16 protein-coding genes are annotated in these 13,740 nt (G+C 65.7%); 9 read left to right on the top strand and 7 right to left on the bottom strand.

The window, feature by feature from the left end; all coding sequences use genetic code 11:
* Positions 1-375 (top strand): DUF3617 domain-containing protein (locus tag Q0C59_RS14505; RefSeq protein ID WP_291216642.1); only part of this gene is annotated, 375 nt, incomplete at its 5' end.
* Here Q0C59_RS14505 and Q0C59_RS14500 read toward each other — a convergent pair.
* Positions 359-1,075 (bottom strand): YggS family pyridoxal phosphate-dependent enzyme, encoded by a 717-nt coding sequence (locus Q0C59_RS14500; RefSeq protein WP_291216640.1) that lies wholly within the window; start codon positions 1,073-1,075, stop codon positions 359-361. The two genes, Q0C59_RS14505 and Q0C59_RS14500, sit on opposite strands and share 17 nt — an antisense overlap.
* 39 nt (positions 1,076-1,114) lie before the next feature.
* Between Q0C59_RS14500 and Q0C59_RS14495 the strand changes: the two genes are divergently transcribed.
* The 3 genes from Q0C59_RS14495 to Q0C59_RS14485 all read left to right on the top strand — a co-directional run bounded on the left by Q0C59_RS14495 (position 1,115) and on the right by Q0C59_RS14485 (position 4,333).
* Positions 1,115-2,158, top strand: coding sequence for a type IV pilus twitching motility protein PilT (locus tag Q0C59_RS14495; RefSeq protein WP_291216638.1), 1,044 nt, complete (start codon positions 1,115-1,117; stop codon positions 2,156-2,158).
* 19 nt (positions 2,159-2,177) lie between these two features.
* Complete coding sequence (locus tag Q0C59_RS14490) at positions 2,178-3,314, top strand: PilT/PilU family type 4a pilus ATPase (RefSeq protein ID WP_291216636.1); 1,137 nt, start codon at positions 2,178-2,180, stop codon at positions 3,312-3,314.
* A 116-nt stretch (positions 3,315-3,430) separates the two neighbouring features.
* Positions 3,431-4,333 (top strand): NAD(P)-dependent oxidoreductase, encoded by a 903-nt coding sequence (locus Q0C59_RS14485; RefSeq protein WP_291216634.1) that lies wholly within the window; start codon positions 3,431-3,433, stop codon positions 4,331-4,333.
* A gap of 29 nt (positions 4,334-4,362) precedes the next feature.
* Here the strand turns inward: Q0C59_RS14485 and Q0C59_RS14480 are convergent, their stop codons facing one another.
* Genes Q0C59_RS14480 through Q0C59_RS14470 form a run of 3 tightly spaced genes read right to left on the bottom strand, consistent with a single transcriptional unit; the run spans position 4,363 to position 6,071 of the window.
* Positions 4,363-5,013, bottom strand: a complete 651-nt coding sequence (locus tag Q0C59_RS14480) for a BON domain-containing protein (RefSeq protein ID WP_291216632.1) — start codon at positions 5,011-5,013, stop codon at positions 4,363-4,365.
* Positions 5,010-5,630, bottom strand: coding sequence for an SIS domain-containing protein (locus tag Q0C59_RS14475; protein WP_291216630.1), 621 nt, complete (start codon positions 5,628-5,630; stop codon positions 5,010-5,012). The genes Q0C59_RS14480 and Q0C59_RS14475 overlap by 4 nt, the downstream gene beginning before the upstream one ends.
* Positions 5,631-5,666: 36 nt before the next feature.
* The gene (locus Q0C59_RS14470) at positions 5,667-6,071 is read right to left on the bottom strand and encodes a YraN family protein (protein ID WP_291216629.1); all 405 of its coding nucleotides are present in this window, start codon (positions 6,069-6,071) and stop codon (positions 5,667-5,669) included.
* Here Q0C59_RS14470 and rsmI point away from each other — a divergent pair.
* Positions 6,071-7,003 carry a 16S rRNA (cytidine(1402)-2'-O)-methyltransferase gene (gene rsmI, locus Q0C59_RS14465; RefSeq protein ID WP_291216628.1) on the top strand — a complete coding sequence of 311 codons (933 nt, stop codon included), beginning with the start codon at positions 6,071-6,073 and terminating at the stop codon, positions 7,001-7,003. The two genes, Q0C59_RS14470 and rsmI, sit on opposite strands and share 1 nt — an antisense overlap.
* Positions 7,004-7,005: 2 nt before the next feature.
* Here rsmI and Q0C59_RS14460 read toward each other — a convergent pair whose 3' ends face one another.
* Entirely contained in the window at positions 7,006-7,359 is a 354-nt protein-coding gene (locus Q0C59_RS14460; protein ID WP_291216626.1) for a hypothetical protein, read from the bottom strand.
* 222 nt (positions 7,360-7,581) lie between these two features.
* On the opposite strand from Q0C59_RS14460, the gene Q0C59_RS14455 reads away from it, so the two are divergent.
* The 4 genes from Q0C59_RS14455 (at position 7,582) to Q0C59_RS14440 (ending at position 12,609) form a co-directional block, all read left to right on the top strand.
* Complete coding sequence (locus tag Q0C59_RS14455; protein WP_291216624.1) at positions 7,582-8,229, top strand: DUF502 domain-containing protein; 648 nt, start codon at positions 7,582-7,584, stop codon at positions 8,227-8,229.
* Entirely contained in the window at positions 8,226-10,913 is a 2,688-nt protein-coding gene (locus Q0C59_RS14450; RefSeq protein WP_291216622.1) for a bifunctional acetate--CoA ligase family protein/GNAT family N-acetyltransferase, read from the top strand. The genes Q0C59_RS14455 and Q0C59_RS14450 overlap by 4 nt, the downstream gene beginning before the upstream one ends.
* Complete coding sequence (locus Q0C59_RS14445) at positions 10,910-11,536, top strand: protocatechuate 3,4-dioxygenase (RefSeq protein WP_291216620.1); 627 nt, start codon at positions 10,910-10,912, stop codon at positions 11,534-11,536. The genes Q0C59_RS14450 and Q0C59_RS14445 overlap by 4 nt, the downstream gene beginning before the upstream one ends.
* Positions 11,537-11,598: 62 nt before the next feature.
* A complete protein-coding gene (locus tag Q0C59_RS14440) occupies positions 11,599-12,609 on the top strand; it encodes a metal-dependent hydrolase (protein WP_291216619.1) in 1,011 nt (336 codons plus the stop codon).
* Here the strand turns inward: Q0C59_RS14440 and gloA are convergent, their stop codons facing one another.
* Together gloA and Q0C59_RS14430 are read right to left on the bottom strand one after the other, a co-directional pair.
* On the bottom strand, positions 12,610-13,143 hold the full coding sequence (gloA, locus tag Q0C59_RS14435; protein WP_291216618.1) for a lactoylglutathione lyase: 534 nt from the start codon (positions 13,141-13,143) through the stop codon (positions 12,610-12,612).
* Between the two features lie 14 nt (positions 13,144-13,157).
* Positions 13,158-13,628 carry a CopD family protein gene (locus Q0C59_RS14430; protein ID WP_291216616.1) on the bottom strand — a complete coding sequence of 157 codons (471 nt, stop codon included), beginning with the start codon at positions 13,626-13,628 and terminating at the stop codon, positions 13,158-13,160.
* Between the last annotated feature and the right edge of the window lie 112 nt (positions 13,629-13,740).

Below are 13,740 nucleotides of genomic sequence, written 5' to 3'. Positions count from 1 at the left end.
GCCGAGAAAAAGATGATGCAGGACATGATGGCCAGGCAGGGCATGTCGATGCCGGACGCAAGTGCGGGCGGTGGCATGGCCATGAAGGTCTGCATCACGCCCGAGATGGCGGCGAAGCAGGACATGCCGGTGCAGGCCGACGGTGAGTGCACGACCACCATCACCTCGCGCAGCGCCAACACCCTCAAGATGAACTTTGTCTGCAAGAAACCCCCGTCCTCGGGCGAAGGCACCTACACCTTCAGCGGTGACACCGCCTACACCATGAAGATGCTGATGAAGACCACGCACCAGGGCAAGCCGGTGAGCACGACCCTGGACGGCCAAGGCAAGTGGCTGTCGGCTTCGTGTGGAACGGTCAAGCCCCTGAAGTGACCTTGGCAGGCCGGCTGCCAAAGACGCCACGGCCCACGCGCACCATGGTCGAGCCGGCGGCCACGGCCGCTTCCAGGTCGTCGCTCATGCCCATGGACAAGGTATCGAGCACGAGGCCCTGCGCATTGAGCTGATCGAACAAGCCCTTGGCGCGCATGAACAGGTCACGCTGGGTCTCAAAGTCTGGTACCGGTTCGGGGATGCACATGAGCCCGCGCAACTTCAAGCGAGGCAAGCGCGAAACCGCCAGCGCCAACTCGGCCAGCGCCTCAGGCTCCACGCCCGATTTGTTCGCACCGCCGTCCACATTGACCTGCAGGCAGATCTGCAAGTCGGGCAAGTCCGCAGGGCGCTGTTCGCTCAAACGCTGCGCGATCTTGAGCCGGTCGACCGATTGAACCCAATCAAAACGCTCGGCCACCGGCCGTGTTTTGTTGCTTTGCAACGGTCCGATGCAATGCCATTGCAGCGCAACACCCGGCCTGAGTCGGCGCAGGGTCTCTATCTTTTCCGTGCCTTCCTGCACATAGTTTTCGCCAAAAGCATGCTGGCCGGCATCGAGTGCCAGACAGACGGCGTCTGCGTCAAAGGTCTTGGAAACCGCGAGCAAGGCAACGGCGTTCGCATCTCGGCCCGCCAGCGTACAAGCCTGCTTCAAGCGCTCGTGAACCTGTTGGAGATTGCGTTCAATGGTCGTCATAATCTGCCGTCATACCTCAACACCGCACGGGACCCCGGGATGGATATCACCCAATTGCTTGCCTTCAGCGTCAAGAACAAAGCATCCGATCTTCACCTCTCGGCCGGTCTGCCACCCATGATACGGGTGCATGGTGATGTGAGGCGCATCAACGTCGAACCGCTGGACCACAAGCAGGTCCACGGCATGGTGTACGACATCATGAACGACAGCCAGCGCAAACAATACGAAGAGTTCCTCGAATGCGACTTCTCGTTCGAGATCGAGGGCCTGGCCCGCTTCCGCGTCAACGCCTTCAACCACAACCGCGGTGCCGGCGCGGTGTTCCGGACCATCCCGAGCAAGATCCTCACGCTGGAGCAGCTCAACGCGCCCAAGATCTTTGGCGACCTCGCCTTGCGTCCACGCGGCCTGGTGCTGGTGACCGGCCCCACGGGTTCGGGCAAATCGACCACGCTGGCCGGTATGGTCAACCACCTCAACGAAACCGAATACGGCCACATCCTCACGGTGGAAGACCCGGTGGAGTTCGTGCACGAATCCAAGAAATGCCTGGTGAACCAGCGCGAAGTGGGACCGCACACCCTGAGCTTCTCCAACGCCTTGCGTTCGGCTTTGCGCGAAGACCCGGACGCGATTCTGGTGGGCGAGATGCGCGATCTGGAAACCATCCGCCTGGCCATGACGGCTGCGGAAACCGGCCACCTGGTGTTCGGCACGCTGCACACATCGAGCGCGGCCAAGACCATCGACCGCATCATCGACGTGTTCCCGGCCGAAGAGAAAGACATGGTTCGCGCCATGTTGTCCGAATCGCTGGTGGCCGTGATCTCCCAAACCTTGTGCAAGACCAAAGATGGTTCGGGTCGCGTGGCAGCGCACGAGATCATGCTGGGAACCAGCGCCATCCGAAACCTGATCCGCGAGGCCAAGGTGGCGCAGATGTACTCGGCCATCCAGACCGGCAGCAACGTGGGCATGCAGACGCTGGACCAGAACCTCTCGGAGCTGGTCAAGCGCAATGTGATCAGCCCGGCCGAGGCACGCGGCAAGGCCAAGATCCCGGAAAACTTCCCCGGCTGAGCACAAGAAGGCAAGACACATGGAACGCGACCAGGCATCCAAATTCGTCAACGACCTGCTGCGCCTGATGCTCAGCCGCACAGGCAGCGACCTCTTCCTCACAGCCGACTTTCCACCCGCCATCAAAGTTGACGGTTCGGTGGTCAAGGTGTCTCCGCAACCGCTGAACGCCTCACACACGCTGGCGCTGGCGCGCGCCATCATGAACGACAAGCAGGCGGCGGAATTCGAGCGCACCAAGGAGTGCAACTTCGCGATTTCGCCACCCGCCATCGGACGTTTCCGAGTGAGTGCCTTTATCCAGCAGGGCAAGGTCGGCATGGTGATGCGGACCATTCCCGCCGTGCTGCCCACCATCGACAAGCTCGGCCTGCCGCAGGTGCTCAAGGACGTGTCGCTGTCCAAGCGCGGTCTGTGCATCCTGGTGGGCGCCACGGGTTCGGGAAAATCCACCTCGCTCGCAGCCATGGTCGACTGGCGCAACGAGAACACCCACGGTCACATCATCACGATTGAAGACCCGGTGGAGTTCGTGCACCCGCACAAGAACTGCGTGGTGACGCAGCGCGAAGTGGGCCTGGACACCGACAGCTGGGAAGCGGCGCTCAAGAACACGCTGCGCCAGGCGCCCGACGTGATCCTGATGGGTGAGATCCGTGACCGCGAGACCATGGAACACGCCATCCAGTTCAGCGAAACCGGCCACCTGTGCCTGGCCACGCTGCACGCCAACAGCGCCAACCAGGCGCTGGACCGCATCATCAACTTCTTCCCGGAAGAACGGCGCGCCCAGCTGCTGATGGACCTCTCGCTCAACCTGCGCGCGCTGGTGTCGCAACGGCTGATTCCGCGCCAGGACAACAAGGGTCGCCACGCCGCAGTGGAAATCATGCTGAACTCGCCATTGATCTCCGACCTGATCTTCAAGGGCGATGTCGCCGAGATCAAGGAGATCATGAAGAAGAGCAACCAGATGGGCATGCAGACCTTCGACCAGGCGCTCTTCAACGCGTTCGAGGCCAACCTGATCACCTTCGAGGATGCGCTGCGCAACGCAGACTCGCTCAACGATCTGCGCCTGCAGATCAAGCTCAACAGCCAGCGGGCCAAAACCCTCGACCTGGCTGCGGGCACCGAGCACCTTACGATCGTTTGACCCCCCGCGCCGCGCCTTGCGGCGCGTCACCCCCCAGGGGGCAATGCCTGCGGCCTGGCGGAGCCAGTTCCGCGGCATTCTTGTTTTAGAACCCTTCCAACCTCCGAGACCATCTCATGAGCAACATTGCAGAGAAAACCTACGAGTCATCGCCCACAAAAAAAGTCGCCTTCATCGGCCTGGGTGTCATGGGATATCCCATGGCCGGGCATCTGGCTCGCGCTGGCCATTCGGTGACGGTTTACAACCGTTCCAGCGCCAAGGCTGCTGCCTGGGTGGCTGAATTTGGTGGTTCGCACAAGCCCACGCCGCGCGAAGCGGCGCAGGGTGCCGAGATCGTGTTTGCCTGTGTGGGCAACGACGACGATCTGCGCTCCATCACACTGGGTGCCGATGGTGCGTTTGCCGGCATGGCGTCGGGAGCGATCTTTGTGGACCACACCACGGCCTCGGCCGATGTGGCGCGTGAGCTGTACCAGGCCGCAAAGACCTTGGGTCTGTCTTTCGTCGACGCACCGGTGTCGGGTGGTCAGGCGGGCGCTGTCAACGGCTTGCTGACCGTCATGTGCGGCGGGGACTCAGCTGCCTTCGACAATGTGAAACCTGCGGCGATGGCGTTCTCGCGCGCCTTCACACTCATGGGTGATACCGGGGCCGGACAGCTCACCAAGATGGTCAACCAGATCTGCATCGCCGGCCTGGTGCAAGGCCTGTCGGAAGCCATTGCCTTCGGCCAGAAGGCCGGGCTGGACATGAACCAGGTGCTGGACGTGATCGGCAAAGGCGCAGCACAAAGCTGGCAGCTCGACAACCGCGGCAAGACCATGGTGGCCGACAAGTTCGACTTTGGTTTTGCCGTGGACTGGATGCGCAAGGACCTGGGCCTGGTGCTCGACGAAGCCAAGCGCAACGGCGCCCGCCTGCCGGTCACCGCGCTGGTTGACCAGTTCTATGCCGACGTGCAGGCCATGGGCGGCAACCGCCTGGACACGTCCAGCCTGATCAAGCGGCTGAAGTAAAAAACAGCGCCAAGGGCGCTGTTTGTGGATTACTTCGATTCGTTGGCAGCCGGCCGGGGCTGCATGTTGGCGAGTTCCTGCTCGGTGATGATCTCGAAGGTTCGCACCACGCGCGACACACCCGGAGTGTTGCGAGCGAGGTCGGTGGCTCGGTCGGCTTCGCGCTGCGTCACGCGGCCCATCAGGTACACGGTACCGCGCTCCGTGACCACCTTGAAGGCGCTGGCCGCGAGGTCTTTGGCGTCCACCAGCGACGCCTTCAGGCGGCCGGTGATCAGCGTGTCGGTGGCGCGCTCCTTGAGCGTGGGGCTGTTGGTCACGCCGAGCTCGTTGATGACCTCGCGCACGTTGCTCACGCCGGAAACGATCTGAGTGATCTGCGTCTTGACCGCCTCGCTCGCCGCCTCGCCCGTGAGCAGCACGCGGCGGTTGTAGCTCGTCACGGCCACACGCGCGCGCGCATCGCCCAGCTCGTCTTTCAGGCGGTTGTTCGATCGCAATTCAATGCCTTGGTCATCGAGTTGGGCGCCCGAGGTGCGGCGGTCCACCGCCACCAGGGCACCCACCGCGGCGCCACCCACCACCAGGGGAGCGCACGCACTGAGCGTGGCGCCGAGCGCAGCGACCAGCAAGGTGGCCACGGTGATGCGTTGCAAACGGGGAGATGCGGTTGGCTTCATGAGTCACTTTCCATGTGGGGGGTTGACACGTCGGGCAGGCCCAGCAACTGGGCATCCACTCCGTCGCAAATGCAGTGCAACACCAGGTGGTGCACCTCCAGAATCCGGGCGGCGAGATCGTGAGGCACACAAATGTGCACATCGGTGTCGCGCAGCAACAGGGCAAGCTGGCCACCGCGCGCGCCGGTGAGGGCCACCACCGTCATGTCGCGTTCGTGCGCGGCCTGCACCGCAGCGATCACGTTGGGCGAGTTGCCCGAGGTGGTGAGCGCGAGCAACACGTCGCCGGCCTGGCCGAGCGCGCGCACCTGGCGCGCATAGACCGAACCGACGTCGAAGTCGTTGGCAATGCCGGTGAGCACCGCGGCGTCGGCCGACAGCGAGAACGCTGCCAGCTCGGGGCGCTCGCGGTCGTAGCGGCCAACAAAGCTTGCCGCGAAATGCTGGGCGGCCGCAGCCGAAGCGCCGTTGCCGCAGGTGAGCACCTTGCCGCCGCCGGTGACACTGGCCAGCACCGCACTGGTGGCCGCCTCGACCAAGGGCGCGAGGGCCTGTGCGCACTGGTACTTCAGGTCGGCACTGTCGATGAACTGTTGCTGGATGCGTTGCAGAAGCATGGGGCGATCATAGCGGTGGGGTCTGTATCCAAATGCTCAGGACGCATCGAAGGCTGCGCGCAACCAGTCGATGTGTCCGCTGGTGCCGTCGATGAGCACCACGTCGAAGCGGCATGGAGGCTCTGACCCGAGCCGCAGCAGAAAGTGCCGCGCGGCAAACACGATGCGGCGTTGCTTGAGCCCGGTGATGCTGGCGCCCGCGCCGCCCTGGCGCTGGCTGGCGCGCTGGCGCACCTCGATGAAGACCAGCGTGCCGTCGGGCTCACGCATAATCAAATCGATCTCGCCACCGCCCCGTCCGGGGGTCTTGAAATTGCGCTGAACCAGCCGCAAACCCTGGCGCTGCAGGTGCTTGAGCGCAGTGTCTTCGGCCGCATCACCCCGGGCCTTGGTGGTCGGTGCAGGCACCACTGGCGCCACGTCTTTTCTGGAACTCCACATTGTCTGCAAGCTCTCCATCCCTGTTGGCGGCCGCGCGCGACGCGGCGGCGCACCAGCATTATCCGCAGGGTGCGCTCTACATGGTCGCCACCCCCATCGGCAACCTGGCCGATATCGGCCTGCGCGCGTTGCAGGTGCTCTCGCTCGTGGACACCGTGGCCTGCGAGGACACCCGCCACACCGCCGCGCTGCTGCAGGGCTACGGCCTGCACAAACCGCTGCTGGCCTTGCACGAACACAACGAAGCCGAGGCCGCGCAGACCGTGGTGCAGCGCCTGCAGGCCGGCCAGCGCGTGGCCTATGTGAGCGACGCCGGCACACCCGGCGTGAGCGACCCAGGCGCGCGCCTGGTGGCGGCCGTGAACGCTGCAGGCCTGCGCAGCGTGCCGATTCCCGGTGCGAGCAGCATCACCGCGCTGCTCAGCGTCTCGGGCACGGTGGCGGGCATGGGCGGGTGGGACGGTCGTTTCGTGTTCGCCGGCTTTCTCGCCAGCAAGGCGGCCGAGCGGCAACGCGAAGTGCAGCTGATCGGTGCCGATGCGCGGGGCTGCGTGCTGCTCGAAGCACCGCACCGCATCGAGGCGCTGGCCAAGGACCTGGGCGCACTGGGCGAACGCATGTTGACCGTGGGCCGTGAGCTCACCAAACAGTTCGAGGAAGTGGCACACCTCAAGGCGCAGGACTTCGGTGCCTGGCTGCAGGCGAACACCAACCGCACGCGCGGCGAATTCGTGTTGCTGGTGCATCCCCAGCCGGCCACCGCAGAAGTCGAAGGGAGCGTGGACGCAACCGCACTGCGCACGCTGGACGTGCTGTTGAAAGAACTGCCGTTGAAAACCGCAGTCAAGCTGTGCGCCGAGATCACCGGCCAGCCCCGCAACGCACTCTACGACGCCGCGCTGGCACGCCGCCAGGGCGGTTCAGACGACTGAGTTCAGCGGATCACGCGCGCCATCGGGTCGTTTCCAGACCGGGGCGTCACATCGCGAGGAGTCGGTGCATCGGGCACTTCGTGGGCCTGCACGTCGACCACATCGCCCATGGGCTGCACCGGGCCACGACCCGGCCAGACACCCTGCGTGTAGCGGTGAGAGGTCTGGCGAAAGCGGTTGAACACCACAAAAGGCGCGGGCTTGCGGCCAGTGATCAGCGCCCAGAGCGACACACCCAGCACCACCACCAACGTGGCCAGCAGCAGGCTGAGCACAAACACCAGCGCGGCCACGCCGAGCACCAGCTTGAGCAAGCCGCGCACCAGGCGGGCGAAAAAGTCGAATAAACCGTTCATGGATGACTGAGCCCCAAGGGCCGGTGTTGGTTCCGCGGGCAGGCTGTGCACCGATCCAGCCCACACCGGTTTCCGGGCCAAACGTCGCACACTTGGGGCCATTGTCCCCGGATGCAAGGTGGGCGGGCGCACCGACGGTTGTCACACTGCCCGGCGAGACTGACTGCTATGCTGCCCGCTGCTCGCGCGCACAGCCCGCGCGAGGACCCTCCAAGGCGCCCCATGAAACCGATCACCCAGTATTTTTTCCGCGGCCTCATCACCTTCCTGCCGCTCGCCCTCACGGTCTACGTGCTCTACCTCACCGTGGCCTGGATCGAGTCGATCGCCATGTGGTTGATCCGGCCCTTCATCGGCGACTTTTACCTGCCCGGCCTGGGCATTGTGCTGGGTGCGGGTCTCATCCTCGGCCTGGGTTTCCTGATCTCGCAGCCCAACGTGGCGCGCTGGCTCTCGTGGATCGAACTGCCCTTCACCAACCTGCCGGTGGTCAAAAGCATTTACTCCTCGCTCAAGAGTTTTGCGGACTATTTTTCTCCCCACAAGGAAACGCAGCAGCAGGCGGTGGTGGTGTTGCGCATGCCGGGCAACGACCTGTCCATCGTCGGTCTGGTCACGCGCCAGAACATGCAGGGCCTGCCTCCCGAGCTGGCCGAGCTGGACCAGGTGGCCGTGTACCTGCCCATGGGCTACATGATCGGCGGCTACACCGTGTTTGTGCCGCGCAGCTGGATCACGCCCATCGACATGTCGGTGGAAGAGGCCATGCGCTCTTCGTTGCTGGCCTGGATGGCGTCGAACCGCACCAGCGGCACCCCTCTCGATCCTGTGGAAACCACCGAACCCAACCGCCCCACCCCCACCCCATGAGCATCCGCCACCTCGACGCCCTCTTCTCGCCCTCCTCCGTGGCGGTCATCGGGGCCTCGATGCGGCCCGCCAGCGTGGGCGGCACGGTGTGGCGCAACCTGAACAACGGCGACTTCAAGGGCCAGCTGTACGCGGTCAATCCCAAACACGTCGAGCTGGATGGCGTGAAGACCTGGGCTTCGGTGGCCAAGCTGCCCGCAGCCCCCGAACTCGCCATCCTGTGCACACCCGCGTCCACCGTGGTGGACCTGATCACGGAGCTGGGTGCCCGCGGTACCCGCGCAGCCATCGTGCTCACCGCCGGACTCACCGCCCAGCAGAAGCAGGCCATGCTCGACGCGGCGCGGGTGCACACCCTGCGCATCCTCGGCCCCAATTGCATCGGCATGCTGGTGCCGCACCTGGGCCTGAACGCCAGCTTTGCGCACACCGGCGCGCTCCAGGGTGAGCTGGCCTTCGTCTCGCAATCGGGTGCACTCGTCACCGCCATGCTCGACTGGGCGGGCTCGCGCGGCATCGGCTTCTCGCATTTCGTCTCGCTGGGTGAACGTGCCGATGTCGACTTCGGCGACATGCTCGACTTCCTGGGCAGCGACCCGAAAACCCGCGCCATCCTGCTCTACATCGAGAGCATCGAAGAGCCGCGCAAGTTCATGTCGGCCGCGCGCGCTGCGGCGCGCAACAAGCCGGTGATCGTGGTCAAGGCAGGGCGCTCGGCCGCCGGGCAACAAGCCGCCGCCTCGCACACCGGTGCGCTCGCCGGGTCGGACGCGGTGTTCGACGCGGCGATCGCACGCGCCGGCATGCTGCGCGTGAACACCTTGCAAGACCTCTTTCTCGCGGCCGAGACGCTATCGCGCTTCAACGGCAACCGCGCCGACCAGTTGATTGTGCTCACCAACGGCGGCGGAGCCGGCGTGATGGCGGCCGACGCAGCCGCCACCGAAGGCGTGCCGCTGGCCGCACTCGGCGATGAAATGAAGGCCCGGCTCGATGCGGTGCTGCCCGCCAACTGGTCGCACGCCAACCCGGTGGACATCATTGGCGATGCACCGGCCACGCGTTATGTGCAGGCGCTGGAAGCGCTGGCGCACGACACCGAGAGCGCAGTGCTGTTCATCCACGCACCCACGGCCATCGTGCCCAGCCTGGAGATTGCGCAAGCCTTGCTGCCGCTGGCCAGCGCGAGCCCCAAGCGCGTGCTGGGTTGCTGGCTCGGCGACGGCGCGGTGGCGCAGGCGCGCGCGCTGTTTCGCGCTTCGGGTGTGCCCGACTTCAACACGCCCGAAGACGCGGTGCGCGCCTTTTCGCTGCTGCGCACCTACCGCGAGCACCAGACCGAACTGCTGCAGACTCCGCCGGCCCGCAGCGCCATGCATGCGGTCGACTTGCCGCGCATCCGCGCCATCGTCGCCGGCGTGCTCGCCAGCGGGCGCGAGCTGCTCACCGAACCCGAAGCCAAGGACCTGCTGGAGGCCGCCGGCCTGCCGGTGGTGGCCACAAGCGTCGTGGGGCCGCTGGCGCGAGACGCGCAGGCAGCCGCCGACGCGCTGGGTTACCCGGTGGCGCTCAAGATCCTGTCGTTCGACATCTCGCACAAGTCCGACGTGGGCGGCGTGCGCCTGAACCTGGGCAGCGCGGCCGAGGTGGGCGAGGCCTGCGCCACCATGCTGGCGCGCGTGCGCGAACAGCGGCCCGACGCGACGGTGGAAGGCTTCACCGTGCAGACCATGGTGCGCAAGAAACACGCGCACGAACTCATCGTCGGCGCCAGCGTGGACCCGGTGTTCGGCCCGACCATCCTGTTCGGCCAGGGCGGCGTGGCCGTGGAGGTGCTGGCCGACACCGCCCTGGCGCTGCCGCCGCTGAACACCACGCTGGCACTCGCCCAGATGGCGCGCACCCGCGTGGCGAAACTGCTGCGCGGCTACCGCGACGAACCTGCCGCCGATCTGGATGCCATCGCGCAGGTGCTGGTGAGCGTGTCGCAATTGCTGGCCGACGTGCCCGAACTCGCCGAGCTCGACATCAACCCCCTGCTGGCCAACCACGAAGGCGCGGTGGCGCTGGACGCGCGGGTGCGTCTCTCGGCCAGCAAACCCGCCGGCGCCCACCGCTTCGCCATCCAGCCCTACCCGCAAGAGCTGGTGGAGTTGTGGGACTGGCAAGGCCAGCCGGTCACGCTGCGCCCGATCCGGCCGGAAGACGAAGCCCAGCACCGCACGTTCCTGGAGAAGCTCGACCCGGAAGACATCCGCCTGCGCGTGTTCTACAGCCGCCGCAGCATTGAGCACAGCGAGCTGGCCCGGCTCACGCAGATCGATTACGCGCGCGAGATGGCCTTCATTGCCACCCGCCCTGGGCCCGACGGCGTGGAAGAAACCCTGGGCGCGGTGCGCGTGGCTATCGACCCGGACAACATCGGCGCCGAATTCGGTGTGATCGTGCGCTCCGACCTCAAGGGCAGTGGTCTGGGCCACAAGCTCATGACCAAGATCATCGAACACCTGCGTGCGCGCGGCACGCAGCGCATCTTCGGGACGGTGCTGCGAATCAACCGCGGCATGCTGGAACTTGCGAAGGCATTGGGCTTCCAAGAGTCGACCAACCCCAGCGATCCCGGCGACTTTGAGACACGGTACGTCGCGCTGGACTTGCAGCAACCTGCCGGACCGTCACCATGAAGCAGCCATCCAACCGCCGTCACCTGTTGATTGCCAGCGCCGCCGCCCTCGCCGCACCCGCCTGGTTGTCGTCTGCCATCGCACAAGCGAAAAACCTGCGCCCCACCCCCAGCCAGACCGAAGGCCCGTTCTACCCCGTCGCCTTGCCGGCCGACAGCGACGCCGACCTGTTGAAGAACGGCCAGGCGAACTATGGCCGGGGCCAGCCGGCCTGGGTCGAGGGCACGGTGGTCGATCTGGCCGGTGTTCCGGTGTCGGGCGCGGTGGTCGAAATCTGGCAGTGCGACCACGCGGGTCACTACCACCACCCGGGCGACGGTGGCCGCGCCGACCCGGCCTTTCAGGGCTTCGGCAAGATGAGCGTGGGGCGCGACGGCCGCTACCGCTTCCGCACCATCCGCCCGGTGCAGTACGGCGGGCGCACGCCGCACATCCACGTCAAGGTGCGGCTGGACCGCATGGAGTTGCTGACCACACAGCTGTATGTGGCGGGCGACCCGGGCAACGAGCGCGATTTCCTGTGGCGACGGCTCAATGAAGAAAACCGGGCGGCACTCACCGTGCCATTCACCTCGGGCAGCGACGGCGTCAAGGCCACCTTTCCCATCGTCGTTCAGGCCTGAGTCCACACCGGGAAAGCCCGAGCAGGCCACGGGGCTCTGCCCCCGCGCTTAAGCTCGCGCCCATGGATTCACTCTCTCAAATTGCCCTGGGTTCGGCCGTTGGCGTGGCCGTGATGGGCCGGCGCACGGCGGTCTGGAAAGCCGCGCTGTGGGGCGCCATCGGCGGCACCCTGCCCGATCTCGACGCCTTCGTCGACCACGGCGACGCCATCCTCAACATGACGCGCCACCGGGCCGAAAGCCACGCGCTCTTCATCCTCACGCTGGCCGCGCCGGTGCTGGCCTGGATCGCATCGCGTGTGCACGGCGAAGCGGCGCTGTTCAAACGCTGGTGGCTGGCGCTGTGGCTGGTGCTCATCACGCACCCGCTGCTCGACACCATGACGGTCTACGGCACGCAGCTGCTGCAGCCTTTCACCGACCATCCGTTCGGCGTGGGCAGCATCTTCATCATCGACCCGCTCTACACCGTGCCGCTGATCGTGGGCGTGGTCGCTGCGCTGCGCCTGAAGAACCCGCGGGGTTTGAACTGGAACATCGCGGGACTGGCACTCAGCACGCTCTACCTGGCCTGGGGTGTGGGTGCCCAACTGCACGCCACGCAAGTGGCACGCGCGTCGCTGGAACAAGAGGGCATTGCCACCTCCGGCCTGCTGGTCACGCCTTCACCGTTCAACACCGTGCTGTGGCGGCTCGTGGCCACCACGCCCACGCACTACCTGGAAGGCCACTACTCGCTGCTGGACGACGACAAACGCGTCGTCTGGACACGCCACGAGCGCGGCGCCGGCCTGCTGGAGCGCCACGCCGACGAGCCTTCGGTGGCGCGCATGGCGGCGTTCACGCACGGCTTCTACAGCGTGTCGGAAACGGGCGGGCGCTTGTACGTGACCGACCTGCGCATGGGCCAGGAGCCGAGCTACACCTTCCGCTTCGACCTGGGCACCGACGCGGCACGCGCCAACGGTGGCCACCGGCCCGAACTCAAAGGACAGCGAGCCGACATCGGCCCTGCACTGGACTGGCTGTGGCGGCGCATGTGGGGTGAGCGCATTCCATCACCCGGGATCTGATCAGCCGCCGAGACCCGCCAACAAATCCGGCTGCACGATCTCGATCCAGTAGCCGTCGGGGTCCTTGATGAAGGCCACGTTTTTCATCTTGCCCTGGTCGGGCCGCTTCACGTATGGCACCTGGTTCTCGTCGAACCAGGCCACGGCCGCGGCGAGGTCGGGCACCGAAAAACAGATGTGGCCAAAGCCCTGCGGCTGGGCGTTGCCGTCGTGGTACTTGAAATCGGCCTGGGTCTCGGTGCCCCAGTTGTGGGTGAGCTCGAGCACACCGCGCTGGCTGAAGGTCCAGCTGGTGCGCGCGCCCACGTCGTCGGGTGCCGCGCCGTCTTCAGGCCGCGCCAGGAAGTACAGCGAAAACGACATCTCGGGAAAGTCCAGCTTGCGCAGCAGTCGCATGCCCATGACGCGGGTGTAGAAGTCCAGCGCCACGGCCGGATCTTTCACGCGCAGCATGCTGTGGTTGAACACGAAGCCGCGCGTGGCGTCGCTCGGCTGCGCGCAAACGCCGGGCTGGTGTTCGGTGGTGAAGCCCATGGTGATCGGCCCGTTCAACCCAGCAACAAGGTCGCGGCGATGGTGGCCACGCCCAGGATCAGGTTGACGCCGACCCAGGTGCGGATCGAGGCCAGCGCGGCGCCGCCGGCGGGCCAGTCACTGGCGCTCACAGCGCGCGAGAGGCGCTTGAACAGCGCAAAGCGGATGTGGCCGAAGACCACGATCATCAGGATGCCCAGCGTGGTCATCACCGTCCAGCCCAGCGGCATGTTGAACGGCAGTCCGGCCTGCACCGTTTCCTTGGCCACTCGGCCAATCATCCACAGGCCCGAGAACAGCACCAGCAGGACGGCAACCTGCACGTAAGTGAAGAAGCGTTTGAGCACGTCGTGCATCAGGCGGATGCGCACCGGTGGCTCCAGCGACTGCACCGCCGGGCGCAGGAAGGCGTGGGCGAAAAACATGCCGCCGATCCAAAGGACGATGGACAGGACGTGGATGAGCTTGAGGCTGGCGTAGATCATGGGGTGTGGGATGAAGTGGGAGGAATAAAGGTTCAACGGCGCACAAGCCATCGGGTGCCGGGCGGATGGTATCGCGTGCGCCGGTGCGTAGAGTGAAGCGGTCCCTTTTCCC

This window comes from Hydrogenophaga sp., from assembly GCF_022844385.1.
Lineage (GTDB): Bacteria > Pseudomonadota > Gammaproteobacteria > Burkholderiales > Burkholderiaceae_C > Hydrogenophaga.
Note: the sequence above shows the minus strand (reverse complement) of the source record. Positions and strands in the feature narration are given on the sequence as shown.